Source organism: Cupriavidus basilensis, from assembly GCF_008801925.2.
GTDB classification, from domain to species: Bacteria; Pseudomonadota; Gammaproteobacteria; order Burkholderiales; family Burkholderiaceae; genus Cupriavidus; species Cupriavidus basilensis.
In genome coordinates this window covers 2,210,240-2,236,323 of record NZ_CP062804.1, presented here as the reverse complement: position 1 = coordinate 2,236,323, position 26,084 = coordinate 2,210,240, and the positions used below count along the sequence as shown (strand labels likewise).

21 protein-coding genes are annotated in these 26,084 nt (G+C 66.5%); 11 read left to right on the top strand and 10 right to left on the bottom strand.

The features are described 5' to 3' along the window. The first annotated feature begins 50 nt into the window (after window positions 1-50). Window positions 51-2,339 (top strand): beta-glucosidase BglX, encoded by a 2,289-nt coding sequence (gene bglX / locus F7R26_RS30875; protein ID WP_150986212.1) that lies wholly within the window; start codon window positions 51-53, stop codon window positions 2,337-2,339. A gap of 32 nt (window positions 2,340-2,371) precedes the next feature. On the opposite strand, the gene F7R26_RS30870 is transcribed toward bglX, so the two are convergent. Both F7R26_RS30870 and F7R26_RS30865 read right to left on the bottom strand, forming a co-directional pair. After that, window positions 2,372-3,076, bottom strand: a complete 705-nt coding sequence (locus F7R26_RS30870; RefSeq protein WP_150986182.1) for a methyltransferase family protein — start codon at window positions 3,074-3,076, stop codon at window positions 2,372-2,374. A gap of 235 nt (window positions 3,077-3,311) precedes the next feature. After that, a complete protein-coding gene (locus F7R26_RS30865) occupies window positions 3,312-4,190 on the bottom strand; it encodes a LysR family transcriptional regulator (protein WP_150986183.1) in 879 nt (292 codons plus the stop codon). 159 nt (window positions 4,191-4,349) lie between these two features. Here F7R26_RS30865 and F7R26_RS30860 point away from each other — a divergent pair, with 159 nt between their 5' ends. From F7R26_RS30860 to F7R26_RS30825, 8 genes are all read left to right on the top strand, one after another. Then, entirely contained in the window at window positions 4,350-4,784 is a 435-nt protein-coding gene (locus F7R26_RS30860) for a VOC family protein (protein ID WP_150986184.1), read from the top strand. Between the two features lie 147 nt (window positions 4,785-4,931). Further along, a complete protein-coding gene (locus F7R26_RS30855; protein ID WP_150986185.1) occupies window positions 4,932-6,344 on the top strand; it encodes an acetyl-CoA carboxylase biotin carboxylase subunit in 1,413 nt (470 codons plus the stop codon). Continuing rightward, the gene (gene pxpB, locus F7R26_RS30850) at window positions 6,341-7,111 is read left to right on the top strand and encodes a 5-oxoprolinase subunit PxpB (protein WP_150986186.1); all 771 of its coding nucleotides are present in this window, start codon (window positions 6,341-6,343) and stop codon (window positions 7,109-7,111) included. Before F7R26_RS30855 ends, pxpB begins: the two co-directional genes overlap by 4 nt. Next, window positions 7,108-8,088: a 5-oxoprolinase subunit C family protein gene (locus tag F7R26_RS30845; RefSeq protein ID WP_150986187.1), complete on the top strand. Its 981-nt coding sequence runs from the start codon at window positions 7,108-7,110 to the stop codon at window positions 8,086-8,088. The genes pxpB and F7R26_RS30845 overlap by 4 nt, the downstream gene beginning before the upstream one ends. Then, a complete protein-coding gene (locus tag F7R26_RS30840) occupies window positions 8,081-8,845 on the top strand; it encodes a LamB/YcsF family protein (protein ID WP_150986188.1) in 765 nt (254 codons plus the stop codon). The genes F7R26_RS30845 and F7R26_RS30840 overlap by 8 nt, the downstream gene beginning before the upstream one ends. Before the next feature lie 17 nt (window positions 8,846-8,862). Further along, window positions 8,863-9,102 carry an acyl-CoA carboxylase biotin carboxyl carrier protein subunit gene (locus F7R26_RS30835; protein WP_150986189.1) on the top strand — a complete coding sequence of 80 codons (240 nt, stop codon included), beginning with the start codon at window positions 8,863-8,865 and terminating at the stop codon, window positions 9,100-9,102. Between the two features lie 535 nt (window positions 9,103-9,637). Further along, window positions 9,638-10,981 (top strand): MFS transporter, encoded by a 1,344-nt coding sequence (locus tag F7R26_RS30830; protein WP_150986190.1) that lies wholly within the window; start codon window positions 9,638-9,640, stop codon window positions 10,979-10,981. 20 nt (window positions 10,982-11,001) lie between these two features. Next, window positions 11,002-11,829, top strand: coding sequence for a putative hydro-lyase (locus tag F7R26_RS30825; protein ID WP_206702534.1), 828 nt, complete (start codon window positions 11,002-11,004; stop codon window positions 11,827-11,829). On the opposite strand, the gene F7R26_RS30820 is transcribed toward F7R26_RS30825, so the two are convergent. After that, on the bottom strand, window positions 11,821-12,585 hold the full coding sequence (locus tag F7R26_RS30820; protein ID WP_150986192.1) for a class I SAM-dependent methyltransferase: 765 nt from the start codon (window positions 12,583-12,585) through the stop codon (window positions 11,821-11,823). The genes F7R26_RS30825 and F7R26_RS30820 overlap by 9 nt on opposite strands. 322 nt (window positions 12,586-12,907) lie before the next feature. On the opposite strand from F7R26_RS30820, the gene F7R26_RS30815 reads away from it, so the two are divergent. Next, entirely contained in the window at window positions 12,908-13,846 is a 939-nt protein-coding gene (locus F7R26_RS30815) for a LysR family transcriptional regulator (RefSeq protein ID WP_150986213.1), read from the top strand. 34 nt (window positions 13,847-13,880) lie between these two features. Here F7R26_RS30815 and F7R26_RS30810 read toward each other — a convergent pair whose 3' ends face one another. Continuing rightward, window positions 13,881-14,882 (bottom strand): Bug family tripartite tricarboxylate transporter substrate binding protein, encoded by a 1,002-nt coding sequence (locus F7R26_RS30810; protein WP_150986193.1) that lies wholly within the window; start codon window positions 14,880-14,882, stop codon window positions 13,881-13,883. Window positions 14,883-14,933: 51 nt separating this feature from the next. Continuing rightward, complete coding sequence (locus F7R26_RS30805) at window positions 14,934-16,109, bottom strand: M20 family metallopeptidase (protein WP_241754594.1); 1,176 nt, start codon at window positions 16,107-16,109, stop codon at window positions 14,934-14,936. Window positions 16,110-16,199: 90 nt separating this feature from the next. Here F7R26_RS30805 and F7R26_RS30800 point away from each other — a divergent pair, with 90 nt between their 5' ends. Further along, entirely contained in the window at window positions 16,200-17,105 is a 906-nt protein-coding gene (locus F7R26_RS30800; protein ID WP_150986215.1) for a MurR/RpiR family transcriptional regulator, read from the top strand. Window positions 17,106-18,176: 1,071 nt separating this feature from the next. On the opposite strand, the gene F7R26_RS30795 is transcribed toward F7R26_RS30800, so the two are convergent. From F7R26_RS30795 to F7R26_RS30775, 5 genes are all read right to left on the bottom strand, one after another. After that, the gene (locus F7R26_RS30795) at window positions 18,177-20,201 is read right to left on the bottom strand and encodes an acetyl/propionyl/methylcrotonyl-CoA carboxylase subunit alpha (RefSeq protein ID WP_193692185.1); all 2,025 of its coding nucleotides are present in this window, start codon (window positions 20,199-20,201) and stop codon (window positions 18,177-18,179) included. An 82-nt stretch (window positions 20,202-20,283) separates the two neighbouring features. Then, entirely contained in the window at window positions 20,284-21,072 is a 789-nt protein-coding gene (locus F7R26_RS30790) for an enoyl-CoA hydratase/isomerase family protein (protein WP_150992776.1), read from the bottom strand. Between the two features lie 50 nt (window positions 21,073-21,122). After that, a complete protein-coding gene (locus tag F7R26_RS30785; RefSeq protein ID WP_150992774.1) occupies window positions 21,123-22,730 on the bottom strand; it encodes a carboxyl transferase domain-containing protein in 1,608 nt (535 codons plus the stop codon). 68 nt (window positions 22,731-22,798) lie between these two features. Then, window positions 22,799-23,980 (bottom strand): isovaleryl-CoA dehydrogenase, encoded by a 1,182-nt coding sequence (locus F7R26_RS30780; protein ID WP_150992772.1) that lies wholly within the window; start codon window positions 23,978-23,980, stop codon window positions 22,799-22,801. Window positions 23,981-24,057: 77 nt separating this feature from the next. Further along, window positions 24,058-25,779, bottom strand: coding sequence for an AMP-binding protein (locus tag F7R26_RS30775; RefSeq protein ID WP_150992770.1), 1,722 nt, complete (start codon window positions 25,777-25,779; stop codon window positions 24,058-24,060). Window positions 25,780-26,084 lie beyond the last annotated feature (305 nt).

The following is a 26,084-nucleotide window of genomic DNA, read 5'->3' as shown; positions in this document are numbered from 1 at the left end:
CCTGCGGGGCAGCTACCTTGTCGCGCCACCTGGATCACGCTCAGATGAGAATGCTCTCTGCGCTGGCCCTGTCGGCCAGCCTGGTTTGTTCGCCGGTTCTTGCCGGCACCGCGCCGGCTGCCGCCGGCGACAAGAATGCCTTCGTCGCCGATCTCATCGGACGGATGACGCTGGAGGAGAAGATCGGGCAATTGCGCCTGATCAGCATCGGCGAGGACATGCCCCAGCCCCAGTTGCTCAAGGAGATCGCGGCGGGCCGGGTAGGCGGCACGTTCAACTCGGTGACGCGCAAGGACAACCGGCCGATGCAGCAAGCGGCGGTGGAGCGCAGCCGCCTGAAGATCCCCATCTTCTTCGCCTACGATGTGGTGCACGGGCAGCGCACCATCTTCCCGATCAGCCTGGGCCTGGCATCGAGCTGGGACATGGAGACCGTGGCGCAGAGCGCGCGCGTCTCGGCCATCGAGGCCAGCGCGGACGGCCTGGACATGACCTTCGCGCCGATGGTCGACATCTCGCGCGATCCGCGCTGGGGGCGCACGTCGGAAGGGTTTGGCGAGGATCCGTACCTGGTCTCGCTGTGCGCGCAGGCCAGCGTCCGGGGCTTTCAGGGCACCTCCCTGGCCAACGCAGATAGCGTGATGGCGGTGGTCAAGCACTTCGCGCTGTACGGCGCGGTGGAAGGCGGGCGCGACTACAACACGGTCGACATGAGCCCGCTGCGCATGTACCAGGACTACCTGCCGCCGTACCGCGCCGGCGTCGATGCCGGCGCCGGCGGCGTCATGATCGCGCTGAACTCGATCAACGGCGTGCCGGCCACATCCAACACATGGTTGCTGCGGGACCTGCTGCGCAAGAGCTGGGGCTTCAAGGGCATCACCGTGAGCGACCACGGGGCCATCGACGAGCTGACCAAGCATGGCGTGGCCAAGGATGCGCGCGAGTCCGCCAAGCTCGCCATCATGGCCGGCGTCGACATGAGCATGCACGACTCCGCCTACCGGGATCACCTGCCCGAACTGGTGAAATCCGGCGAAGTGCCCATGCGCGTCATTGACGACGCGGTGCGCGAGATACTGGGCGCCAAGTACGACCTGGGACTGTTCCAGGACCCCTTCAAGCGCATCGGCACCGCCGAACAGGACCCGGCGGACGTCGACGCACCGAGCCGCCTGCATCGGGAGGCCGCACGCGCCGCCGCGCGCAAGTCGCTGGTGCTGCTCGAGAACCGCGAGCGCACGCTGCCGCTGAAGAAGTCCGGCACGGTCGCGGTCGTCGGGCCGCTGGCCGATGCGCCCATCGACACCATGGGGAGCTGGTCGGCTGCCGGCAAATCCTCGCAGACGGTGACGCTGCTGCGAGGCGTGCGCGACGCGCTCGGCGGTAATGGCCGCGTGGTCTATGCCCGCGGCGCGAACGTGACCGATGACGCTGGCGTGGTCGGGTACCTGAACTTCATGAACTGGGACAAGCCCGAGATTGTCCAGGACAAGCGCGCCCCGGGGGACATGATTGCCGAAGCCGTGGCGGCAGCGCGCGGCGCCGACGTGATCGTGGTGGCCGTGGGCGAGTCGCGCGGCATGTCGCACGAAGCCTCGAGTCGCACCAGCTTGTCGCTGCCGGGCAGCCAGGAGACCCTGCTCAAGGCGCTCAAGACCACCGGCAAGCCGATGGTGGTGGTGCTGATGAACGGCCGCCCGCTCACCATCAACTGGGTGAAGGACAACGCCGACGCCGTGCTCGAGACCTGGTACGCCGGCACCGAAGGCGGCCATGCCATTGCCGACGTGCTGTTTGGCGACTACAGCCCTTCGGGCAAGCTGCCCGTTTCCTTCCCGCGCTCGCTCGGGCAGATCCCCACCTACTACAACCAGCTGCGTATCGGGCGCCCGTTCGTGCCGGGCCAGCCAGCAAACTACACCTCGCAATACTTCGAGGAAACGTCCGGCCCGCTGTACCCGTTCGGGTACGGACTGAGCTATACGGATTTCAACGTGTCCGGCATCTCGCTGTCGAGCCCCACCATGCCACGCGGTGGCCGTATCGAGGCGAGCGTGACGGTGAAGAACACCGGGCAGCGCGATGGCGAAACCGTGGTCCAGCTCTATATCCAGGACGTTGCCGCTTCCGTGGTGCGGCCGGTGAAGGAGCTGAAGGACTTCCACAAGCTCATGCTCAAGGCAGGCGAAGAGCGCGTGGTGCGTTTTGCCATTGACGAGGACAAGTTGAAGTTCTTCAACGCCAGGCTGGAGTACGCCGCCGAGCCAGGGGAATTCAAGGTGCAGATCGGGCTGGATTCGCAAGCGGTGCGGGAGCAGGGCCTCGTGCTGCAGTAGGGGATTGGGTTGGAGCGTTGACGGCGCGCTGTTTAAAACACGCCAGGAATGACGCGATATCGCACATTGGCCTGATACGCGCGATAGGCGGGATCCTGGCCCAGCAGTTGTTCTTCCCTGAACACACGGCCGGTTTGCAAGGCATAAAGGCCACCGTAGAGCAGTGCATTGCGCCAGCCGAAGTTGGCCAGCAGGAAGCCAAGGTCTGTCACCAGATAGCTGAGATAGATGGGATGGCGCACGAGCCGGTACGCGCCGCGCGACACCACGCCGCGATTGGCGGGCAGGATGCCGAAGGAGCCGCGCAGCGATAGCTTGGCGAATAGCTGGAACAGGATGCCGGTGATTTCCAGCGTGGCGCCGACAGTCTCGGGGACAAGGCGAACGCCGGGGTCGAGCTCGATCCCGAGGTAATAGAAGCTGCCGCCAATCGACAGCACAAAGCTCAAGGGGCGCATGTCGCGTTTTTCGGGGATGCGCGAGAACAGCGACAAGCCGACGGTCAGCACCGTGGCAACCACGAGCAGCAGCAAGGTGATGCGCTCGGGCGCCAGGCGCCACTGCGCGTAGGCGCTATAGGCGAACAGGCTCAGCAGCAGGGCGACACAGAGGCGCGCGGATACCTCCATCACCATCTCACGCACTTGTGGCCGGATGAATCTGGCAGTGAATCCACCAGCGTTGCGCGCATTGACCCCATTGGCGCTACGCGACTTTGCGTCGCTTTCGTTATGCATTCCCTGGTACCTCTATGTTTTTATAAGGCAAGCCTGCATGACCCGGGCGAGACATCATCATGCCGCTTCGGGTGGATTCAGCGTGCCAACCATGAGCAGAGATTACGCCGGGATGCGGGTGCAACCCATATCCCCCTGACGAGGGGTCAACCTTGCGCCTTGCGTGTCAGGCGGCCACGGGCCGCGCTGGAGGGTGGCGACGTCGTGCAAGGCGGCGGGCGGGATGTGCGTCGGCCTACACCTTGTAGCCCGATGCGGCCTCGCTGATGTACTCGGCGAGCCGGCTTGCCACCGGCTGACGGCTATGGCGCGGCCGCTCCACCAGGCCGATCTCGCGGTGAAAGGTATCGTCGCCAAGCGGCAAGGCTGTCACGCCGTGCGGCCACGGGCCTTGCGCCGCCGTTTGCGGAATCAGCGCCACGCCAAGGCCGCGCGCCACCAGTTGCACGATGCCCTGCAGTTCGTCCAGCTCGATGGCGTCCTGTACCGCCAGCCGCGACTGTCGCAGGAACTGGTCGACCAGCCGGCCACCGAACGAGCTGCGGTCATAGCGGATGAAAGGCGCGGATTCCAGCGCGTCGCTCCACGCCTGGCCTGCCATCGCGGCCGGCGCCAGCAGCACGAACGGCTCCATGACCAGCGTGCGCCACTCCAGCTCCGACGGCAGCGCAAAGGGCGGCCGGATCATCACCGCGATATCGATCTCGCCCGCATCCACCTGGCCAAGCAGGTTCAGGGACACGCCCGGCACTACACGGATCCTGCACCCGGGCAGCTCGGCCCGGAAGGCAGCCATGGCGTCGATCAGGAACGACACCTGGGCCGAGGCGATCGAGCCCACCCGCACCATGCCGCTGCGCTCCGTGGCGCCGCCGTGCTCGCCGATGCGCGCGTAGAGCGCCATCAGTTCCTCGGCCAGCGCCAGGGTTTCCCGGCCGGCGGCATTCAGCCGCGCCGAGCGGCCCGTGCGGTCGAACAGGGCGAAGCCAAGCTCTTGCTCGAGGCGGTGGATCTGCGCGCTGACCGCCGACTGGGTGAGCCCGATGCGCGCGCCCGCGCTGGCAAAGGTGCCGTGCCGGGCTACGGCGATAAAGGTCTTGAATTCGCGCAGCATGATCGATTCATCAATTTTCGTGTAGCTAAGGTCAAAAATATATCGCTTTTTTTAATTGGTTGCCATGCCTAGACTTTCCCTCATTGGTTCACCGGCCGGCGCGTTGCCGGCGGTGGGCCAAGACCCGACCCACACACGACACATCGATCCCCAAGCGCCATGAGCGAAATCACTCCCGTCCTCGCCCCGTTCCACCTTGCCTTCCCCGTCCACAGCATCGCCGCCGCGCGCGAGTTCTACGGCGACCTGCTGGGCTGCCCCGAAGGGCGCAGCGCGCCGGACTGGGTGGACTTCAACTTCTACGGCCACCAGATCGTGGCCCACCTGGCGCCGGAAGAAGCGGGCCACCGCCATACCAGCGCCGTGGACGGCGATGCCGTGCCGGTGCGCCACTTTGGCGTGGTGCTGCCGATGGACCAGTGGCATGTCGCCGCCGACAGGCTCAAGGCCGCCAACCTGTCGTTCATCATCGAGCCGCATATCCGCTTCAAGGGCGAGGTAGGCGAGCAGGCCACGATGTTCTTCCTCGACCCGTCGGGCAATGCGCTGGAGCTCAAGGCCTTCGCCAATATCGCTTCGCTGTTCGCCAAGTAATACCAACATCGGATCCACGCCAGATCCACGTCGGATCCACGCCAGACCAGAGTGAGACCGGCCACAAGGCCGGCCGCCGCATGCGGGGCAGGGCTTGCCCGCCCCGCATGCATCGCCCCCACGCAGTAGCTGCAAGAGTTAGTCGATATGCGAAGAATCCTGGTTGCCAACCGTGGCGAGATTGCCTGCCGCATCATCCGCGCCGCGCAGGCGCTCGGCATGGAAACCGTCGCCGTGCATTCCGCCGCCGATGCCGGCGCGTTGCACTGCGAGATGGCCGACGTTGCCGTCGCGGTAGGTCCCGCGCCGGCGGCGCAGAGCTACCTGAATGTGGAAGCGGTGCTCGCCGCGGGCACGGCGCATGGCGCCGATGGCGTGCACCCAGGCTATGGCTTCCTCTCCGAGAACACCGCGTTTGCCCGTGCGGCGCAAGCGCAAGGCATGCAGTGGATCGGTCCGTGCGTCGAGTCGATCGAGAACATGGGCGACAAGAACCGCGCCCGCGATATCGCCGCCGCGTGCGGCGTGCCGGTGCTGCCTGGCAGTATCCGCTTCCTGCCTGATGACCTGTCGCGCTTGCACGCCGAGGCCCAGCGCGTTGGCTATCCCGTGCTGGTCAAAGCCGCCGGCGGTGGTGGCGGCATCGGCATGAAGCGCGTCGACGGGCCAGACACGCTGGCGGCCACGGTGGCGTCCACCCAGGCGCTGGCCCTGAAGGCCTTTGGCGACGCCAGCATCTACCTGGAGCGCTACGTGCCGCGCGCCCGGCATATCGAGGTGCAGGTGTTTGGCTTTGGTGACGGCACGGCGGTGCACCTGTTCGAGCGCGAATGCTCGGTGCAGCGCCGCTTCCAGAAGATCATTGAAGAAAGCCCGGCGCCCAATGTGCCGGCCGCCGTGCTGGCCAGCATGAGCGCGGCGGCGGTGGCGCTGGCCGCGCACCAGCGCTACAGCGGCGCGGGCACGGTCGAGTTCATCCTCGACGCGGACAGCGGCGAGTACTTCTTCCTGGAGATGAACACGCGCATCCAGGTGGAACATGGCGTGACCGAGGCCATCACCGGCTGGGACCTGGTGCAGGCGCAGATCCGGCTCGCCGCCGGCACGCTCGCACCCAGCGCGCAGCATGATATCCGGCGGGCAGGCGCGGCCATCGAGTGCCGGCTATATGCCGAGAACCCGGCGCGCCATTTCATGCCATCGCCGGGGAAGCTGGCGCGCTTTTGCCTTCCGGCGGGCATGGCCGGGCTGCGCGTGGACACCGGGGTGCGCGAGGGCGATGCCATTACGCCGTTCTACGATCCGATGATCGCCAAGCTGATTGCCTATGGCACCGACCGCGAAGCCGCCATCGCCACCATGCAGGCGGCGCTCGGTGCAACCGAGATCGAAGGCATCCGGCACAACGCCGTGTTCCTTGGCCGCGTGCTGGACCATGCGGACTTCCGTGCCGGCTGCGTCGATACCGGTTTTGTGGAGCGCGAACTGGCGGTGCTGGTGGGCGAGTCCGCCGCGCCGGTGGCGGTGCCCGCGCCATTTGCCGTGGAGGTGCGGGCATGATCGCGCAGGACACGCAACACGCCGCACCGGCCGCACCGGCCACGCAAGCATCCTGGCGGATCGCGCCGTCCGGCGATCGCTGCCTGATTGTCGAGTTCGGCACGGTGGCGGATATCGCCATCAATCGCCAAGCCTGCGCGGCAGCGGTGCGGATCGCCGCTGCGGCCTTGCCCGGCGTGACCGACATCGTGCCCGCCCTGACGACCGTGGGCGTGCACTACCAGCCCATTGCCGTGGCCCGCGCGACGGGGACCAGCGCCCCGTTCGAGGCGCTCTCGGCCATGATCGGCGAACTCCTGCGCGAAGGGCTGTCGTCAAACGCGGGCGCGCCGCTGGTGATCGATATTCCCGTCTGCTATGGCGGCGAGCACGGCCCCGACCTGGACGATGTGGCAGCCACCTGTGGCCTGTCGCCCGAGCAGGTCATCGCGCTGCATAGCGCCGAGCCGGTGGATGTGCTGATGCTGGGCTTCGCGCCGGGGCATCCCTATGTGGGCCGCTTCGACGAGCGCCTTTCGCCGCCGCGCCGCAGCACGCCGCGTACCGCGGTGGCGGCGGGCTCGATTGGCCTGGCCAATCGGCAGACCGTGATCTATCCCATGACCTTGCCGGGCGGCTGGAACCTGATCGGGCGTACGCCCGTGGCGCTGTTCGACCCGCATCGCGCGTCGCCGTGCCTGCTGGCCGCCGGCGATCGTGTGCGCTTCGTGCCGATCTCTTCCGACGTATTTGCATCCATGCTGGCGGGCGGAGGCGTGCAACCATGAGCATCGAAGTCATCAAGCCCGGTGCGTTGAGCACCTTCCAGGATCTCGGCCGCAACGGCTACCAGCAACTCGGCGTGCCGGCCAATGGCGCCATGGACGAGCGAGCCCACCGGCTGGCGAACGCGCTGGCCGGCAACGCCGCGGCGCAAGCCACGCTGGAGATCACGCTGATGGGCCCCACGCTGCGGTTCCATGTGCCGGCCGTGATCGCCGTGTGCGGCGCGGATCTGGATGCCACGCTGGACGGCGCGCCCATGCCGATGGACCGTGCGGTGCCCGTCGCCGCAGGCGCGGTGCTGGCCTTCGGCAAGCGCCGCAGCGGCTTGCGCGCTTACCTTGCGGCGCAGGGCGGCTTTGCGCTGACGCCGGTCATGGGCAGTTGCAGCACCTTTGTGCGCGGCGGCTATGGCGGCGCGGCGGGCAAGCCGTTGCGCAAGGGCGAGCACATTGCCTTGCGTGGCGGCGTGCCCGCACCGGTCCGCGATGCCGGTTCCCCGGCGTCTCCGGCGCTTCCGGTGTTTCCAGCCGATGTCCTCACCGCGCCCGATCAGCCCCTGCGCATCGTCGCCGGGCGCGAATGGGCGCGCTTTACCGACGCCGCCAGGCACGCGCTGGTCAGCGAGCCGTTTCGCATTGGCGCGCAATCCGACCGCATGGGTTATCGCCTGGAGGGCTCGCCGCTCGCGCTGGCGGCGCCTGCCGAGATGCTGTCCGAGGCGGTGGCCTTCGGCACGATCCAGGTGCCGCCCGACGGTCAGCCCATCGTGCTGATGGCGGACCGCCAGACCACCGGCGGCTATCCCAAGATTGCCCATGTGTGCGCGGTGGACCTGCCGCGCCTGGCGCAAAAGATGCCGGGCGAGGCGGTGCGCTTTGCCTTGATCGATCTGCGCGAAGCCCAGCGCCTTGCCATGCTGCAGGACGCGGTATTCGACGCCATGGATACGGCAACGGCAGGGGAGCACGCGCATGGCTGAGATCGATTTCAACAGCGATATGGGCGAGAGCTTTGGCATCTACCGCCTTGGCGACGATGCGGCCGTGCTGCCGCATGTCACCTCCGCCAACATTGCCTGCGGTTTTCACGCGGGTGATGCGCAGACCATGGCAGCCACCGTGCGCGCCGCCATTGCGCTCGGGGTCTCGCTCGGCGCGCATCCGGGCTTTCCGGATCTGCAAGGCTTTGGACGGCGCGCCATGCAGCTTGGCCGCGAGGAGATCTACAACATCACGGTCTACCAGGTTGGCGCCCTGCAGGCGTTTGCCGCCGCGGCCGGCAGCCGGCTCGCGCATGTGAAGCCGCACGGCGCGCTGTACAACCAGGCCGCGCGCGATGGCGTCATGGCGCGCGCCTTGTGCGAGGCGGTGCGCGATGTGGATCCGTCGCTGGTGTTCTACGGCCTGGCCGGCTCCGCGCTGGTCACGGCCGCGCGCGAGACCGGGCTCGCGGTGGCGCAGGAAGTCTTTGCCGATCGCACGTATCAGGACGATGGCTCGCTGACCCCGCGCAGCCATCCCGCCGCCATGATCACCGACGTGGACGCGTCCATCGCGCAGGTATTGCGCATGGTGCGCGACGGTGTGGTGCGCTCGCTCGGCGGCGTGGATGTGCCGGTCCGGGCGGACACGCTTTGCATCCACGGCGACCAGCCAGGCGCGGCGGGGTTTGCCCGCCGCATCCGCGCCGCGCTGGAGGCAGAGGGCATCACGGTGCGCGCACCGCAATCACGATAGTTACGGAAAAATAGAATATGCCCCACACAAAATCCCCCATATCCATCGTGGCAGACACCGCCGGCACCCTCTGGAAGCGCGTGGCGCAGCCCGGCGAGATGCAGGTAAAGGATGCCACGCTGCTGATTATCGAATCCATGAAAATGGAAATACCGCTTGAGGCCGGATCGGCCGGTTATATCGAATCGTATTGCGTGGCCGAGGGTGAAGTGGTGGAAGAAGGGCAGGTATTGGGAATTTTTATTCCTGTCGCTTGAAAGCGCGCGATTGATAAAGCTGTAAATCCGCCGCTGACATTGATTTTGTGGCGTCGGCCGGGCCGCACGGCCTGGCTTTTTCTCAATGATCCCGTGGGTTGGGAGGTTAATCACCAGCCGGCTGCGAACGATGTCGGTTTCGGTGCGTTCCATGCCCCAGGCGGGACGAGAGGTTCATTGTTGTGGTGCGGCGGGGCGCATTGAATCCCCGAGTCAGATGGCTTTTTTTAGTCAGGAATCATAACGCCCGGAATTCCGTGTTTTTAACGAAATAGCCGCTGGCATACTTGTTGCAAAGTATCCGGTGTAATCGATGAAGCATGCATCCCGGTGGCCATTTAAGGCCCGTGATTCCCGGCAAGTGGTTAGCTCTCCGGAAATAAAAACAAGACGCGAGCCCGCTCTGTGCGCCAGCAGGTTTCAGGCACAGGACGGCCATCGCGGCAGGTATTCGTGCTTCAGCGCTGGTTCATCCAGGGGTTTCACCACGCCTGGACTGGATTTTCTACCCCGTTGCATCCTGGAAACTGACAATATGTCCAACGCCCCCACCTCATCCCTGCCGATGCCCGACACGGTGCCGGCATCCACCCCTGCCACGGCGCCGGCAACCGGCAATGCCGTCGCCCGCAAAGCCGCCATGGCCGCCGCCGCCGGTACCGCCATCGAGTATTACGAGTTCGGCGTGTACGGCTATATGGCCTCTACCATCGGCCCGCTGTTCTTCCCTAGCGACAGCGCCACGGCTTCGCTGCTGGCCATCCTGGCCGTGTTCGGCAGCGCCTTCCTGATGCGCCCGATCGGCGGCATCGTGCTTGGGCGCCTGGGCGACCGCGTTGGCCGCCGTGCCGTGCTGCTGGTCACCGTGATCGGCATGGGCATTGCCACCGGCATCATCGGCCTGCTGCCGGTGGCCGCCAGCGCGGGCATCGTCGCGCCGCTGCTGCTGTTGGCGATTCGCCTGGCGCAGGGCTTCTTCGCCGGCGGCGAAGTCACCGGCGCGGCCGCCTATGTGGCCGAGTCCGCGCCCAAGGGCAAGCGCGGCTTCTATGGTGCCTTCACGCCGGTGGGCGTGGCCGTGGGCGGCGCGCTGGCCGCGACCGTGTGCGGCATCACCACCGGCTTGCTGGAGCCCGCGCAAATGCAGGCGTGGGGCTGGCGCATTCCGTTCCTGATGGCGATCCCGATGGTGGTGATCTCGTCGATGGTGCGCAAGCGCGTGGAAGAGTCCGTGGCCTTCAAGCAGTTCCAGGAACACAGCGAGCCGCCCAAGGCGCCGCTCAAGGAAGTCTTCACCGCGCACATGCCCGCGGTGGTCAAAGTGGTGCTGCTGTCCTTTGGCCAGAACGTGGGCTACTGGGTGGGGCTGGTGTTCATGAACATCTACATGACCACCTATCTCAAGTACGACAAGGCAACGGTGTACTGGATCATGGCCTTCGTCAGCCTGACCATGGCCATGCTGATGCCGCTGTGGGGCGGGCTGTCCGACCGGCTCGGCCGGCGCAAGGTGCTTGCCATCGGCTTTTGCGCCTACATGGTGCTGGTATTGCCGATGATGATGCTGATGGACAACCACAGCATCGGCCTGGCCTTCCTCGCCATGATGGTGGTCGCGCTGCCCATGCCCATCGTGCAGTCCGTCGGCTACCCGACCTATGCCGAGCAGTTCCCGACCCGCGTGCGCTACACCGGCATGGCGTTCAGCTTCAACATCGGCGCCATCCTCGGCGGCGGGCTCACGCCCTATGTGGCCACCGCGCTGATCGGCAGCACCGGCAACCTGCTCAGCCCGGCCTACTTGCTCATGGGTGGCGCGGCAGTCAGCCTGCTGGCCCTGCTGGGCGTGAAGGAAACCGCCCGCCAGGCCCTCGACTGACGACGGACCGCAACCGGAGCATGGAGATGGAAAGAAGCATCCACGCCGCGGCCGGGCTCGCCCCCGGTTGGGCCGCCACGCCGGCCGGCGCCCGCGCCGGCATCCGCAGTGGCCGGTACAACGGCAATACCAGCGGTATGGCGCCCGGCCATGGGCAGGGCAACCTGATGATCCTGCCCAAGGCCTGGGCCGGGGATTTCCTCGGGTACTGCCGGGCCAACCCGGTGCCATGCCCGCTGATCGGCATGACCGAAGCGGGCAGCCCCGCGGTGCCGATGCTCGGCAGCGATATCGACCTGCGCACCGACGTGCCGCGCTACCGCGTGTGGCGCCATGGCGAACTGGTGGAGGAGCGCGACGATATCAGCGCGCTCTGGCAGGACGATTTCGTGGGCTTTGTGCTGGGCTGTTCGCTGTCGTTCGAGGACGCGCTGGAGCGCGCCGGCTTGCGCGTGCGGCACGTTGACGAAGGCAAGATCGTGCCGATGTACCGCACCAGCATCCAGACCACGCGCGTCGGCGCCTTCCATGGGCCGATGGTGGTGTCGATGCGGCCCTACACGCCGGAAGAGGCGGCCATCGCCTCGGCCGTGTGCGCCCGGTTGCCGGGGGCGCACGGGGCACCGGTGCATATGGGCGACCCCGCCGCGATCGGCATCGCGGACGTCGGCCGCCCGGACGAAGGCGAGCCGACCGCGATCCTGGCCGGGGAGATTCCGGTGTTCTGGGGGTGTGGGGTCACGCCGCAGGCGGCGGCCATGATGGCGCGTCCGCCGCTCTGCATCACCCATGCGCCGGGGCATATGCTGGTGTGCGATGTGCCTGCCGACGCGTTGAAGCTAGTGTAGGGCGATCGTTGCGATGGGTGCGGCGACCAGCAGCGGCGCGGGCGGCATCGGCGCTGCCCAGCGGTAGACCAGCAGGCGGCCCTTGTAGGCATCAATGCCGGGCGCGGCCACGCGGTCGAGCTTTTCCTCGCGCATCGCGAAACCCTGCTCGGCCATCTGCCGGTTGAAGGCGGGCCGGTTGCCGCGGTCGGGGTCGATGATCCAGATCTCGACCGTGGGGCTGGCATGGCGCCCGATAAAGTGGGCGAGGTTGGCATTGGCATCGCGCTCGTAGAGCAGGTCGCTGCCGATGATCAGGTCGAAATGGCCGTGGACGCCGGTGGGGGAGGGGTTGGCGCCAGCAGGGGCATCTTGCTCGTGCTCCGCGGCGCTCCAGTGCCCGTGCCGGTACTTCATTGGCGCGAGGTCATTCAGGCGTACGTTCTCCGCGAGGAAGGCGGCGGCCATCGGATGGCAGTCGCTGGCGGTCACGTCGGCACCCCTGCGGTGCCCCACCAGGCTGGCCAGCCCCAGCCCGCAGCCGATTTCCAGCACCCGCTCGGCGGGGTCCACCGGCCGCAGCGCCATGCGCGCGGCCAGGTGCGCGCCGGACGGCCACAGCAGCCCGAACAGCGGCCACATGGCGGACGAAATGCCCATGCGTTCGGCTTCGCCGAGGGGGTCGGAGTACTGCTGCTTGTCCAGCAAGGAGCGAATGACCAGGTCGGCGACGCCGGTCACGGCGATGCTCTCTTGCTTGGTTTGGTAGCCGGGCATCAAGGGGGGAAGCCAGGACGCCGGCTTCGCAATAGGAGGGAATCGGCCATTATGCCCGAAAACCCCTTCGCAAGCCCGGAATCTGAGGCTAAATGCGTTGAAATGAAGCGAAACCACCAGGAAGAAGGCTTGGGCAGGCGCCGCCGCGGGCAGGAAGTGCGGCATCCGCCTGACGCGGCGCTCCGTTCTTGTCGCCACCCGCGCCGTGCGAGAATTCGCGATAAGTAAAATAGCGGAAATCTCGATCCGCCTATTCTCGGAGATTATCGCGGTGAGCATTCCATCCATCCCATCCAGCGCATCCATCCGCAAGCGCCTTCGCATGCGGCACCTGCAACTGATGCTGGCGCTCTCGGAGTCGCCCTCGCTGCGCCAGGCGGCCGAAGGGCTGGCCCTGACCCAGCCGGCCGCGACCAAATCCCTTCAGGAACTGGAAGACGTGCTCGGCGTATCGCTCTTTACACGCCACGCGCGCGGGCTGGACCCGACGGTATCGGGCAAGGCGGTGATGCGCTACGCGCGGGTGGTCTTTGCCGACATGGATGAACTGCGCGAGGAGCTTGTCGCCATCCAGGCCGGCGATGTAGGCAAGGTGCGCGTGGGCGCGGTGATGGCGCCGGCGCCGGACCTGCTCACCCACGTGATCGTCAAGCTCAAGCAAGCGCATCCGCGCTTGCACATCATCGTGCAGATCGATACCAGCGACGTGCTGGTGCACGCGCTGCAGCAGGACCAGATCGATATCGTGCTGGGCCGCATCCCCGATGGCTGGCCGTCGGAGGAGTTGTCGTTCGAGACACTGGGGGAAGAGGCGCTGTCGATCGTCACCCGCGTGGGGCATCCGGCGGCGGAGCGCGGCAAGCTGAAGCTGGCCGCGCTGACGGAGTACGCGTGGATCATCCAGCCGCACCCCAGCCCGATGCGCCAGATCATCGACCAGACCTTCCGCGAGAATCGCGTGCCGCCGCCGGTGAGCACGGTGGAGACCTCGTCGATCCTCACCACGCTGTCCGTGCTGCGCGAATCCGACATGCTCGCCGTGCTGCCCACCTCGGTGGCCCGCTACTACGAAGACCTGAACATGATCGCCACGCTGCCGGTCGCGTTGCATGGCCGGCTTGCGCCTTACGGGCTGGTGCTGCGCAAGAGCCGTCCGCCCACGCCCGCCATGCAGCTTGTCATCGACATGCTGCGCGCGGGCGGAGCGACGGCGACGGGCGGCATGGAAGGCAAGGGCGGGGTGGCCACCGTCAAGCCTTAGTCCACCCCTGTCCCGCGCCTTCAATCCCGCGCCCTCAATCGGCGGAGATCCTGGCCTTGCGGACCACTTCGCCGTAACGCACCATCCGTTCGGCCATCATGCGTTCAAAGGCGGCCGGTGCCATCTCCTCGGGCGGGAACACGCCGCGCGCGCGCAGCGCCGTCTGCATGGCGGGGTCGCTGGCGGCCTGGCGCACTGCCTGGTAGAGCTTCTGCACCACCGGCTCGGGCGTGCCCGCAGGTGCGGCGATGCCTGTCCAGGAACTCAGGTTGAGCTGCGGATAGCCCAGCTCGGCCATGGTCGGCACGTCGGGCAGCTGCGGCAGGCGCTGCTCGGAAGCCACCGCCAGCGCACGCACCTTTCCTTCCTTGATGTAGGGCAGCATGATGACCAGGTTGTCGAGGATGAACTGGACCTCATTGCTCAGCACGGCCGTGATCAGGTGCGTGCCGCCGCGATAGGGGATGTGCGTGGCGTAGATGCCGGTGCTGGCCTTGAGCATTTCCACATTCAGCTGGCCCATGCTGCCAACGCCGCCGCTGCCGTAGTCGAGCTTGCCCGGGTTCTTCTTCGCGTAGGCCAGGAACTCCGCGAAAGTCCGCACCGGCAGGCTTGAATGCACCACCAGGGCGTTGGGCTGGCGGCCCAGGATGGCGATGTTCTCGAAATCCTTGATCGGGTCATAGCCCAGCTTTGGCTGGGTCAGCGGGTTGGCCAGGTGGCTGCTCTGGGAGGACACCACCAGCGTATAGCCATCGGGCTTGCTGCGCGCCACGGATTGCGTGGCGACCGAGCCGCCCGCGCCCGGGCGGTTGTCGACGACCACCGGCACGCCGAGGATGCGCGACAGCGGCTCCGAGTACTGGCGGGCCATGATGTCCACCGAACCACCGGGCGGGAAGGGCACCACCAGCGTGATGGGGCGCGACGGATAGGCACCCTGCGCTTGCGCGGCCAGCGGCGCGGCACACGCGAGCGCGGCTACGCTGAGGCCGGTGCGCAGGAAATGGCGGCGAGAGAATGGCACGTTCGGCATGGCAGTGAGTTGAAGGTAGTTAAAAATCGGGTGCGGGGGCAGTGCGCCGGCTCAGCGCAGGGCGAGGATGGCCAGCGCCACCGCCTGCGCGCGCGGCACGAAGGTGGCAAGCTCGGAGTACTCGCGCACGGTGTGCGCATGGCCGCCCACCGGGCCGGTGCCGCACAGCGTGGGCGTACCGACCGAGGACGTGAGCCCGCTATCGGCCGCGCCGCCGGTGAATTCGCCGTCCACCGTGAAGCCCAGGTGCTGCGCGCCGCGCTGGTACAGCGCCAGCAGGTCCGCGGGCGTCTGGGTCATCGGCCGGGTGCGGCGCATCTCGGTGATCCGGCCCTTGGTGCGCGGCAGCGATTCGGCCTCGATGATCGCGCGCACCTGCTCGACCAGCGCTTCGATGTCCGTGTCGGCGGTAAAGCGCACGTCGAGCTCGGCCTGCGCCAGTGGCGCCACCATATTGGGCACGATGCCGCCCTTCACGCAGCCCACATTGGTGGTGATGCCCTGCTCGGCGTCGGTCAGCGCATGCAGCGCCAGGATCTTGCGTGCGAGCGCGTCGATCGCGCTGGCGCCCTGGGCATGGTTGACCCCGGCGTGCGCGGCCACGCCCTCCACCTCGAACTCCACCACCATCGACCCCTTGCGCCCTGTGACCAGGTTGCCGCTGACGCGGCCGGGCTCGGCGTTGAACACGGCGCGCGCGCCGCGCGCCACGTCCATGATCCGTTCGCGGGTGGCGCCGGAACCGATCTCCTCGTCGCAGGAAAAGAACAGGCGCACCGGCAAGGCGTTGCCGCCGCAGCGCGCCAGGGCCTCGGCCACGAACACATTCATCACCAGGCCGGATTTCATGTCGGCCACGCCGGGCCCGTAGGCAAGCCCATCCTCCACGCGGAACGGGCGGCGCGCCGCCGTGCCGGCCGGGAACACGGTGTCCATATGGCCCATCAGCAGGATGGGCGCGCCATCGCCGGCACCAGGCACCAGCGCATCCAGGCACACGCCATAGCCGGGCACGGCATGCAGCGTGACCGCAATGCCGGCGGCCTCCAGGTGCGCGCGCAGGACCTCTGCCACGGCCGTCACGCCGGCTTCCTGCCGGCTGCCGCTGTCGATGTCGACAATGCGCTGCAGGAGCGCCTGCATTTCAGCCTGCTGGCCACCCAGCCAATCGATCACCCCGCTTGCCGCCTGGGCATGCATGTCGCTATCCGCTGCGTTGTCCGCCATATACCGCTTGCTCCTTGCTTGGTGTGGGGCTGAATCGTGCATTGCAAAAGTGATATGATCATGCAATACGCATTGCAACGTGTCAACACCATGAAACATGCCCCGGAGACTCCCTCACGTGACGCTACCTTGCTCGAGCGCCTTGCGCGAGAGGCGGCCACGCTGACAGCCCGCGAGCGCACGTTGGCCGATGCGCTGGGCCGCGACTATCCGCATGCACTGCTGGAATCGGCCACCGCGCTGGCTGCCCAGCACGGCACGAGCGCTTCCACGGTGGTGCGGCTGTTCGCCAAGCTGGGCTATGCCAGCTATGGCGATGCCCAGCGCGAGGCACGGGCCAGCGTGACGGCGCTCCTGCCCACCGCCGGCCAGCGCGCGCCGGCCACGATCGGTGGCAAGCGCACCCTGCGCGCTTGCGTGGACGACGCGCTGCTGCACGACCAGCACAACCTGGCGGCCACCCACGAAGGGCTGGACATGGCCGCCTTCGAGGCAATTGCGCGCCTGCTGGCCGAGCCGCGCGGCCGGCTGTTCGTGCTGGCGCAAAAAAACAGCGCGCCCGTGGGCGCATGGCTGGCGCTGCATCTGAATATGTGCCGGCCACAAGTCCAGGAACTGGGCGCGGGCGCGGTGACGGCCACGGATGCCATGCTGTGGGTGGAGCCGGAGGATGTGCTGCTGACTTTCAGTATCCGGCGGTATTCCAGCGCACCGGTGAGCATCGCGCGCGCCTTCCGCGAACGCGCTGCGCGCGTGATCGCGATTTGCGACAGTCCGGCCGCGCCGCTTGTGCCGCTGTCGGATCACCATCTGTTGGTGCGCACGGCCAATGCGTCGCCTTTCGACTCTTATACGGCGGCTTTCTTCCTGTGCAATGCGCTGGTCTCGGCGGTCGCGCAATTGCGGCATCCAGCGGTCATCAAGGCGTTGCAGCGGCGCGATGCGCTGTGGGAGGCTTTTGAGGCGGATCCTGTTGAGGGGTTGAGGCGGGGGTAGGGGTTTAGGTCTGGGTACGATATTGCTGCTTTGTAGCCCCGCTGGCGCGGGGGCATGCGTTTTTTGGGTGGGGTTTTCTTGCTTCTAGCTGCTGTCGCGGCTGTACGGTGTTGGCCGTTTTAGAACGTGTGAGATGTCACTTCTCTTTACTCGTAAAGAGAAGTAACCAAGAGAAAGCGATCCTTGCAGGAGGCTGGCTTGTCGGGGTTGCGTAGCCCGGTAGTTTCGTCGTCAGGCCCCGGGTTTTAATAGCCTCGTGCCGTTACCGGTTTGAATGGCCACGATCCTGCGGATGGCGCTGGTTTCGTGGTGAGGCTGCTCGGTAGCGGCATCCCTGCTCATTCATCCATCTGCCGGTACCGGCGCGAAGTGTCACGATATATCACGCCGTGATGGTTTCGTGGTGGGGTGGGCGCGGTGAGGAATTCCTGCTGCTATCAATGCAGTGCCACCGCGCCCACGACGAAAACGGGACGCTCGCAGCTTCGTGGCCGCCCGCACCGCGAGCGACAGACGGCTTGAAATTCGTGGTGGTGGCTACCGGTGGGGGTCACCACGAAACCCTGGGCACTAGCAAGGTCGTGGTGGTCTAAACTGGTAACGGCACGAGTCCATTAGCACCCAGGAAGAGTTCTTCGACCTATCCATTCGGTGCCACCGTGCCCACGACGAAAACGGGACGCTTGCAACTTCGTGGCCGGTCACCCCGCGAGCGACAGACGGCTTGAAATTCGTGGTGGTGGCTACCGGTGGGGGCCACCACGAAACCCTGGGCACTAGCAAGGTCGTGGTGGTCTAAACTGGTAACGGCACGAGTCCATCAGCACCCGGGGCCGTACGACGAAACCATTGGGGCTCCCAATGACGCCACGCCAGCCTCCTGCAAGGATCGCTTTCTTTTGGTTACTTTTCTTTACGAGTAAAGAAAAGTGACATCTCACACGTGCGTAAACGGCCAACACCGTACAGCCGCGCCAGCAGCTAGAAGCAGTAAAACCCCGCCCACAAGAGACACCCCCGCGTCAGCGGGGCCACAAACTGCCGCCCCCGCCCCAAAAATCCCGCATTCCCTCAAACCACCCCATCTTCCAACGTAACCAACTGCGCCCCATCCTGCACCTGGTCGCCGATCCCATAAAGCACCTCCTGCACCACGCCGTCGGCCGGCGCGGTCAGGGTGTGTTCCATTTTCATGGCTTCCATCACGATCAGCGGATCGCCCTTGCCAATGACCGTGCCGGCCTTGACCATTACCGCGATGATGCGGCCCGGCATCGGCGCCACCAGCTTGCCGCCCTCGGCATCGGCGCTGCCCGCATGGGCCAGGGGGTCGATGACTTCCAGCCGGGTCTGCTGCTTGCCGCTGAATACGTAGAGCGCGTCGCCGTCGAGATGCGTGCTGCCCTTGACGGTGCGCTCGCCCAGGTCCAGCGCGTGGTTGCCGGCCAGGCTGGTGGCGCGGAAGGGCAGGGTTTGCTCGCCTACCGTCAGCCATTGCTTGCCGCCATCGCTGCGCAGGCTGGCTAGCGTTTCGCCTTCGCCGGTGCGCAGGCGGAACTGGCTGGTGGCGTCTGCGTTCAGGCGCCATGCGCCGGCGTTCTGCCAGGGCGAGTGCGCGTCGGCCGGGTCCACGCGGCGCGCGCGGGTTTGTGCATCCACCAGCGCCGCCACGGCCAGCGCAATGGCGTCGGTGCCTACCTTCGCGGGCGGCGGGAATAGTGCTGACTGGTTGCGCTCGATCAGGCCGGTGTCGAGGTCCGCCGTGCGGAACGCCTGGGAGGTCACCAGCCGCTGCAGGAAGGCGATATTGGTCGACAGGCCCACCACGTGATACTCGGCCAGCGCCTGTGCCATGCGTGCCAGTGCTTCCTCGCGGTCGCGGCCCCACACGATCAGCTTGGCGATCATGGGGTCGTAATACGGGCTGATGGTGTCGCCCTCGCGCACGCCGGAGTCGATGCGCACGCCAGCCGGGCCGTTGCCGTCCTGGCCCAGCGCGAACGTGACCGCTGCCGGTGTGCGCAGGTAGCGCAGCGTGCCGGTGGAAGGCAGGAAGCCCTTGTCGGGGTTTTCGGCGTAGACGCGCGCTTCCAGTGCATGGCCGTGGATCTGAAGCTGATCCTGCCTGAGCGGCAGCGGCTCGCCCGAGGCCACGCGCAGCTGCCACTCCACCAGGTCCTGCCCGGTGATCATCTCGGTGACCGGGTGCTCCACCTGCAGGCGGGTGTTCATCTCCATGAAGTAGAACGAGCCGTCCTGGTTGGCGATGAACTCCACCGTGCCGGCGCCGACGTAGCCCACGGCCTGAGCCGCGGCAACGGCGGCTTCGCCCATCGCGCGCCGGCGTTCCTCGCTCATGCCGGGGGCCGGCGCTTCTTCCAGCACCTTCTGGTGGCGGCGCTGCACCGAGCAGTCGCGCTCGAACAGGTAGACGCAGTTGCCGTGCGTGTCGGCAAAGACCTGGATTTCGATATGGCGGGGGCGGGTCAGGTATTTTTCGACCAGCACGCGGTCGTCGCCGAAGCTGGCGCTGGCCTCGCGCTGCACGGACGCCAGTGCGGCTTCGAAGCCTTCGCTGGCTTCCACCACGCGCATGCCTTTGCCGCCGCCGCCGGCGCTGGCCTTGAGCAGCACGGGGTAGCCGATGCGGTCGGCTTCGCGGCGCAGCAGGGCGGCATCCTGATTCTCGCCGTGGTAGCCGGGCACCAGCGGCACCGCGGCCGCCTCCATCAGGCGCTTGGCCGCGCTCTTGCTGCCCATGGCGCGGATGCTGGATGCCGGCGGCCCGATAAAGACGAGGCCGGCTTCGGCGCAAGCTTGCGCGAAGCCGTCGTTCTCGGAAAGGAAGCCGTAGCCGGGATGGATGGCCTGCGCGCCGGTGGCCTTGGCCATCTCGATGATGTGGTCGCCGCGCAGGTAGCTGTCGCGCGCTGCCGCGCCGCCAATATGCACGGCCTCGTCGCACAGCGCCACGTGGCGCGCGTTGGCGTCGGCGTCGGAGTAGACGGCTACCGTGCGGATGCCCAGGCGGCGGCAGGTGGCTGCCACGCGGCAGGCGATTTCGCCGCGATTGGCGATCAGGATCTTGTTGAACATGACTGTTCCTAGTTTTCTGGTTCTGGCGGCGCGGCTGCGGTGGCCGCGCGGCGGATGCGCAGGATTGGCTGGGTGCCTTGGCTCAGGCAGGACGCCAGGACGGCGAGCGCTTCTCCAGGAAGGAGCGCACCCCTTCGCGGCCTTCGTCCGACGCGCGGATCGCGGCGATGCGCTCGGCGGTGTCGGCCAGCAGCGCATCGTCGATGGCGCGGCCGGACACTTCCTGCACCAGCCGCTTGCTCTCGCGCACGGCATTGGGGCTGTTGGCCACCAGCGCGGCGGCGATCTCGCTCACCTTGGCATCCAGCGTGTCGCCCGGCACCACCTCATGCACAAAGCCCAGCCGCAGCGCCTCGGCCGCGCCGAAGCGCTCGGCCGTGATGAAGTAGCGGCGTGCCGCCTGCTCGCCCATGGCGCGGATCACGTAGGGGCTGATGGTGGCGGGCAGCAAGCCCAGGCGTGCCTCCGACAGGCAGAAATTCACCGTCTCCGCAGCCACGGCGATGTCGCAGGCGGCAACCAGGCCCACGCCGCCCGCATAGGTGTCGCCGTGGATGCGCGCGATCACCGGCTTGGGGCAGGCCCAGATGGTGTGCAGCATCTGCGCCAGCTTGAGCGCGTCAGACCGGTTCTCGTCGTGCGAGTAGCCGGCCATCTTCTTCATCCAGTTCAGGTCGGCGCCGGCGCAGAAGGCCGGGCCATTGCCAGCCAGCACGATGGCGCGCACCGTGGGCTCGCTGCCGAGCGCGCGGAACGCGCCGGTGAGCTCGGCGATCACGGTTTCATTGAAGGCGTTGCGCACGTCCGGCCGGTTCAGCGTGACGGTGGCCACGTGCTGCGCGGCCGTGACGGTAAGCGTGGTGAATTCCATGTTGGTGTCCTGTACGGTGCGGTGCGATCTGTTATCCGGGGCGCTTGCCATCACATGCGGAACACGCCGAACTTCATCTCGCCGATGGGCGCGTTGAGGCTCGCCGACAGGCCCAGGCCCAGCACCGTGCGGGTTTGCGCGGGGTCGATCACGCCGTCGTCCCACAGCCGCGCGCTGGCGTAATACGGGTGGCCCTGATGCTCGTACTGGTCGCGGATCGGTTGCTTGAACTTGTCCTCGTCTTCCGCGCTCCAGCTGCCGCCCTTGGCCTCGATGCCGTCGCGGCGCACGGTGGCCAGCACGCTGGCTGCCTGCTCGCCGCCCATGACCGAGATCCGTGCGTTCGGCCACATCCACAGGAAGCGCGGCGAGTAAGCGCGCCCGCACATGCCGTAGTTGCCAGCGCCAAACGAGCCGCCGATGATCACCGTGAACTTGGGCACCTGCGCGGTCGCCACCGCCGTCACCATCTTGGCGCCATTGCGCGCAATGCCTTCGTTCTCGTACTTGCGGCCCACCATGAAGCCGGTGATGTTCTGCAGGAACACCAGCGGGATCTTGCGCTGGCAGCACAGTTCGATAAAGTGCGCGCCCTTGAGCGCCGACTCCGAGAACAGGATGCCGTTGTTGGCGATGATGCCCACCGGATAGCCCCAGATCCGCGCAAAGCCGCACACCAGCGTGGTGCCGTAGCGCGCCTTGAACTCGTCGAAATCCGAGTCGTCCACGATGCGCGCAATGACCTCGCGCACGTCATAGGGCTTGCGCGTGTCGGTCGGGATCACGCCGTACAACTCCTCCACCGGATAGCGCGGGGGCAGCGGCTCGTGCAGGCGGATCTGGTCCGGCTTGCGGCGGTTCAGGTGCTGCACGATATTGCGCGCCAGCGACAGCGCATGCGCGTCGTTCTGCGCAAAGTAATCGGCCACGCCCGACAGGCGCGTGTGCACATCGGCGCCGCCCAGGTCTTCGGCGGTGACCTCCTCGCCGGTGGCGGCCTTCACCAGCGGCGGGCCGCCCAGGAAGATGGTGCCCTGGTTCTTGACGATGATCGATTCATCGCTCATGGCCGGCACATAGGCGCCGCCGGCCGTGCACGAACCCATCACCACCGCGATCTGCGGAATGCCTTGCTTGGACAGGTTGGCCTGGTTGTAGAAGATGCGGCCAAAGTGGTCGCGGTCCGGGAACACGTCGTCCTGGTTAGGGAGGTTGGCGCCGCCCGAGTCCACCAGGTAGATGCAGGGGAGGTTGTTCTGCTCTGCGATTTCTTGCGCGCGCAGGTGCTTGCGCACCGTGAGCGGGTAGTAGGTGCCGCCCTTGACGGTCGCGTCGTTGCAGACGATCACGCATTCCTGCCCGGCCACGCTGCCGATGCCGGTGATGATGCCTGCGCCGGGCGCCGCATTGTCGTACATGTCGTACGCGGCGAGCTGCGACAGCTCCAGGAACGGTGTGCCCGGATCCAGCAGTTGCTGCACACGCTCGCGCGGCAGCAGCTTGCCGCGCCCAAGGTGCTTGGCGCGGGCTTCCTCGCCGCCGCCTTGCGCCAGCTTGGCGATCTTCGCCTTGAGGTCGGCGACCAGCGCCTGCATGGCGTCGGCATTGGCGCGGAAGGATTCCGAGCGCGCATTGAGTTTGGTTTCGAGCGTGGGCATAAGGTGTCGGATCTCGGGTCTTTGTTCTTGTGGCTAGTGCTGCGGGCGCGGGGGCGTCGGCTGGATGCTCAGGCCGTTTCGGCGTAGAGCTCGCGCCCGATCAGCATGCGGCGGATTTCCGAGGTGCCGGCGCCGATCTCGTACAGCTTGGCGTCGCGCCACAGGCGGCCCACCGGGTACTCGTTGATATAGCCGTTGCCGCCCAGGATCTGCACGGATTCGCCGGCCATCCAGGTGGCCTTCTCGGCGGTATAGAGAATCACCGCGGCGCAGTCCTTGCGCACCTGGCGCACGTGCTCGGTGCCGAGCGAATCCAGGTTCTTGCCCACCGTGTACAGGTAGCTGCGTGCTGCCTGCAAGGTGGTGTACATGTCGGCCACCTTGCCCTGTATCAGCTGGAACTCGCCGATGCTCTGGCCGAACTGCTTGCGGTCGTGGATATAGGGGGTGATGACATCCATGCACGCTTGCATGATGCCCACCGGGCCACCGGAGAGCACGGCGCGCTCATAGTCCAGGCCGCTCATCAGCACCTTGGCGCCCAGGTTCTCGCCGCCGAGGATGTTCTCCACCGGCACTTCGACATCCTGGAACACCAGCTCGCCCGTGTGCGAGCCGCGCATGCCGAGCTTGTCCAGCTTCTGCGCCACCGAGAAGCCCTTCATGCCCTTCTCGACGATAAAGGCGGTCATGCCGCGCGCGCCAAGGTCCGGCTCGGTCTTGGCGTAGACCACCAGCACATCGCAATCCGGGCCGTTGGTGATCCACATCTTGGTGCCGTTGAGCACGTAGTGGTCGCCCTTGAAGTCCGCGCGCAGCTTCATGCTCACCACGTCGGAGCCGGCGTTGGGCTCGCTCATGGCCAGTGCGCCGATCCAGTCGCCGGAGACCAGCTTGGGCAGGTATCTGGCCTTTTGCGCGGTGGTGCCGTTGCGGTGGATCTGGTTGACGCACAGGTTGGAGTGCGCGCCGTACGACAAGCCGACCGATGCCGAGGCGCGGCTGATTTCTTCCATGGCGATCATGTGGGCCAGGTAGCCCATATTGGCGCCGCCGTATTCCTCCGCCACCGTGATGCCGAGCACGCCAAGGTCGCCCATCTTCTTCCAGGCGTCCATCGGGAACTGGTCGGTGCGGTCGATCTCTGCGGCGCGCGGCGCCAGTTCGGCCTGCGCCCAGTTGCGCACGGTCTCGCGCAGCATGTCGATGTCTTCGCCGAGGTGGAAATTGAGGCCGGGGAGTTCGTTCATGGTTGAGTGCTCGCTATCTAGTGGAGTACGGCCGCGGCAGACGGCGGCCCGATGTCAGATGGGATTCGGTTGGGTCGTCACGTGGTCTTGTCGCCAAGCCCCAGTTCCAGCGTCATGCGCTCGCGCATCACGAACTTCTGCACCTTGCCGGTAATGGTCATGGGCATTTCGTCGACAAAGCGGATGTAGCGCGGAATCTTGTAATGCGCGATCTGGTCGCGGCAGAAGGCGCGGATATCGTCCTCGGTGGCCGTATCGCCCGGCTTGAGCACGATCCACGCGCAGACTTCCTCGCCGTACTTGGGGTCCGGCACGCCAAACACCTGCACCGCCTGCACCTTCGGGTGGCGGAACAGGAATTCCTCGATTTCGCGGGGATAGACGTTCTCGCCGCCGCGTATCAGCATGTCCTTCACGCGGCCGACGATATTGCAGTAACCCTCGGCGTCGATGGTGGCGAGGTCGCCCGTGTGCATCCAGCCATCGCGGATCGCCTCGCGGGTGCGCGGCTCGTCGTCCCAATAGCCTTGCATCACCGAGTAGCCGCGCGTGCACAGTTCACCCTTTTCGCCAACGGGCACGATTTCGCCGGTGCCGTCCACCAGCTTGACCTCAAGATGCGGCTGGATCAGCCCCACGGTGGTCACGCGCTTGTCGAGCGGGTCGGTGGTGGAGCTTTGGAAGGAAACCGGGCTGGTCTCGGTCATGCCATAGGCGATCGTCACTTCCGCCATGTGCATCTGCGAGATCACGCGTTTCATTGTCTCGATGGGGCAGGGCGAGCCCGCCATGATCCCGGTGCGCAGCGTGGAGAAGTTGTACTTGGCAAAATCCGGATGATCCAGCTGGGCGATAAACATGGTCGGCACGCCGTGCAAGGCCGTGCAGCGCTCCTCGCTGACCGCCGCCATGGTTGCCGCCGGCTCGAACGCCTCACCGGGGAACACCATGCAGGCACCGGTGGATACGCAGGCCAGCACGGCCAGCACCATGCCGAAGCAGTGGTAGAACGGCACCGGGATGCACAGCTTGTCCTGCTCGGAGAAGCGCATCGCCATGGCGATGAAGCGTGCGTTATTGACGATGTTCCGGTGCGTCAGCGTGGCGCCCTTGGGTGCGCCGGTGGTGCCGCTGGTGAACTGGATATTGATCGGGTCGTAGCGGTCCAGTTGCGCGGTGAGCGCGTCCAGTTCGCCGGTGAGGGCATGCGTGCCATGGGCGAGCAGCGCATCGTAGTTCAGCATGCCCGGCGTGCGCTCGCCGCCCATGCGGATCACCCAGCGCAGCGCGGGCAGGCGCGCTGCCTGCAGCGCGCCCGGCTCGCAGCTTTGCAACTCCGGCGCCAGCGTCTGCAGCATTTCCAGGTAGCGCGACGTCTTGAACGACTCCGCCGCCACGATCGCCTTGCAGCCCACCTTGTTCAGCGCGTATTCCAGCTCCGCCAGGCGGTAAGCCGGATTGATGTTCACCAGCACCAGCCCAAGGCGTGCGGTGGCGAACTGCGTTACCAGCCACTCCACCCGGTTCGGCGACCAGATGCCGATGCGGTCCCCGCGCTCCAGGCCCAGCAGGCGCAAGCCCCCGGCCATGGCGTCCACCACCTGTGCAAATTCCCGCCAGCTCCAGCGGATGCCTTGCTCGCGAAACACCACCGCCTCGCGATCCGGGAAACGCGCTACGGTTTCGGTTAGCAGCGCCGGCACCGTCAGCTCGGACAAGGGAATGTCGGTACTGCCCCTGACGTGGGAGAGCCCGCCAATGGGCAAGATCGTTGGGCTAGCCGCACCCTGCATCGTCATACTCGTCTCCAAAGCGCTGTCGCAATATTGTCCGTATCCCGGTTTCTTGAGGTTTGTTCAACTTTGTTGAGTGTGGCTCAAGTCGGGGAGTGCGCATATATTCTGGCCCTCGTCCCGTCTTAGCTAGCATCGGGGCTGTGGCGTTGACTGGAAAAGTACACGCAGACCCGAAAAATTGCAACCATGAGTTGAGTAAAGATCAATTACAATCCCGTGACGGGGGCGAGCAGCGCCCCAAGGCGTGCCCGGGCATCTGTTTTATGCTGCGCCGCACTATAATCGCCGGCTTCCGGCAAGCGAGGTAA

Bases quoted from the DNA above. Each gene is read 5' to 3' on its own strand.
- bglX (WP_150986212.1), top strand. From the start codon at position 51: ATGCTCTCTGCGCTGGCCCTGTCGGCCAGCCTGGTTTGTTCGCCGGTT.
- F7R26_RS30870 (WP_150986182.1), bottom strand. From the start codon at position 3,076: ATGCATAACGAAAGCGACGCAAAGTCGCGTAGCGCCAATGGGGTCAAT.
- F7R26_RS30865 (WP_150986183.1), bottom strand. From the start codon at position 4,190: ATGCTGCGCGAATTCAAGACCTTTATCGCCGTAGCCCGGCACGGCACC.
- F7R26_RS30860 (WP_150986184.1), top strand. From the start codon at position 4,350: ATGAGCGAAATCACTCCCGTCCTCGCCCCGTTCCACCTTGCCTTCCCC.
- F7R26_RS30855 (WP_150986185.1), top strand. From the start codon at position 4,932: ATGCGAAGAATCCTGGTTGCCAACCGTGGCGAGATTGCCTGCCGCATC.
- pxpB (WP_150986186.1), top strand. From the start codon at position 6,341: ATGATCGCGCAGGACACGCAACACGCCGCACCGGCCGCACCGGCCACG.
- F7R26_RS30845 (WP_150986187.1), top strand. From the start codon at position 7,108: ATGAGCATCGAAGTCATCAAGCCCGGTGCGTTGAGCACCTTCCAGGAT.
- F7R26_RS30840 (WP_150986188.1), top strand. From the start codon at position 8,081: ATGGCTGAGATCGATTTCAACAGCGATATGGGCGAGAGCTTTGGCATC.
- F7R26_RS30835 (WP_150986189.1), top strand. From the start codon at position 8,863: ATGCCCCACACAAAATCCCCCATATCCATCGTGGCAGACACCGCCGGC.
- F7R26_RS30830 (WP_150986190.1), top strand. From the start codon at position 9,638: ATGTCCAACGCCCCCACCTCATCCCTGCCGATGCCCGACACGGTGCCG.
- F7R26_RS30825 (WP_206702534.1), top strand. From the start codon at position 11,002: ATGGAGATGGAAAGAAGCATCCACGCCGCGGCCGGGCTCGCCCCCGGT.
- F7R26_RS30820 (WP_150986192.1), bottom strand. From the start codon at position 12,585: ATGCCCGGCTACCAAACCAAGCAAGAGAGCATCGCCGTGACCGGCGTC.
- F7R26_RS30815 (WP_150986213.1), top strand. From the start codon at position 12,908: ATGCGGCACCTGCAACTGATGCTGGCGCTCTCGGAGTCGCCCTCGCTG.
- F7R26_RS30810 (WP_150986193.1), bottom strand. From the start codon at position 14,882: ATGCCGAACGTGCCATTCTCTCGCCGCCATTTCCTGCGCACCGGCCTC.
- F7R26_RS30805 (WP_241754594.1), bottom strand. From the start codon at position 16,109: ATGGCGGACAACGCAGCGGATAGCGACATGCATGCCCAGGCGGCAAGC.
- F7R26_RS30800 (WP_150986215.1), top strand. From the start codon at position 16,200: ATGAAACATGCCCCGGAGACTCCCTCACGTGACGCTACCTTGCTCGAG.
- F7R26_RS30795 (WP_193692185.1), bottom strand. From the start codon at position 20,201: ATGTTCAACAAGATCCTGATCGCCAATCGCGGCGAAATCGCCTGCCGC.
- F7R26_RS30790 (WP_150992776.1), bottom strand. From the start codon at position 21,072: ATGGAATTCACCACGCTTACCGTCACGGCCGCGCAGCACGTGGCCACC.
- F7R26_RS30785 (WP_150992774.1), bottom strand. From the start codon at position 22,730: ATGCCCACGCTCGAAACCAAACTCAATGCGCGCTCGGAATCCTTCCGC.
- F7R26_RS30780 (WP_150992772.1), bottom strand. From the start codon at position 23,980: ATGAACGAACTCCCCGGCCTCAATTTCCACCTCGGCGAAGACATCGAC.
- F7R26_RS30775 (WP_150992770.1), bottom strand. From the start codon at position 25,779: ATGACGATGCAGGGTGCGGCTAGCCCAACGATCTTGCCCATTGGCGGG.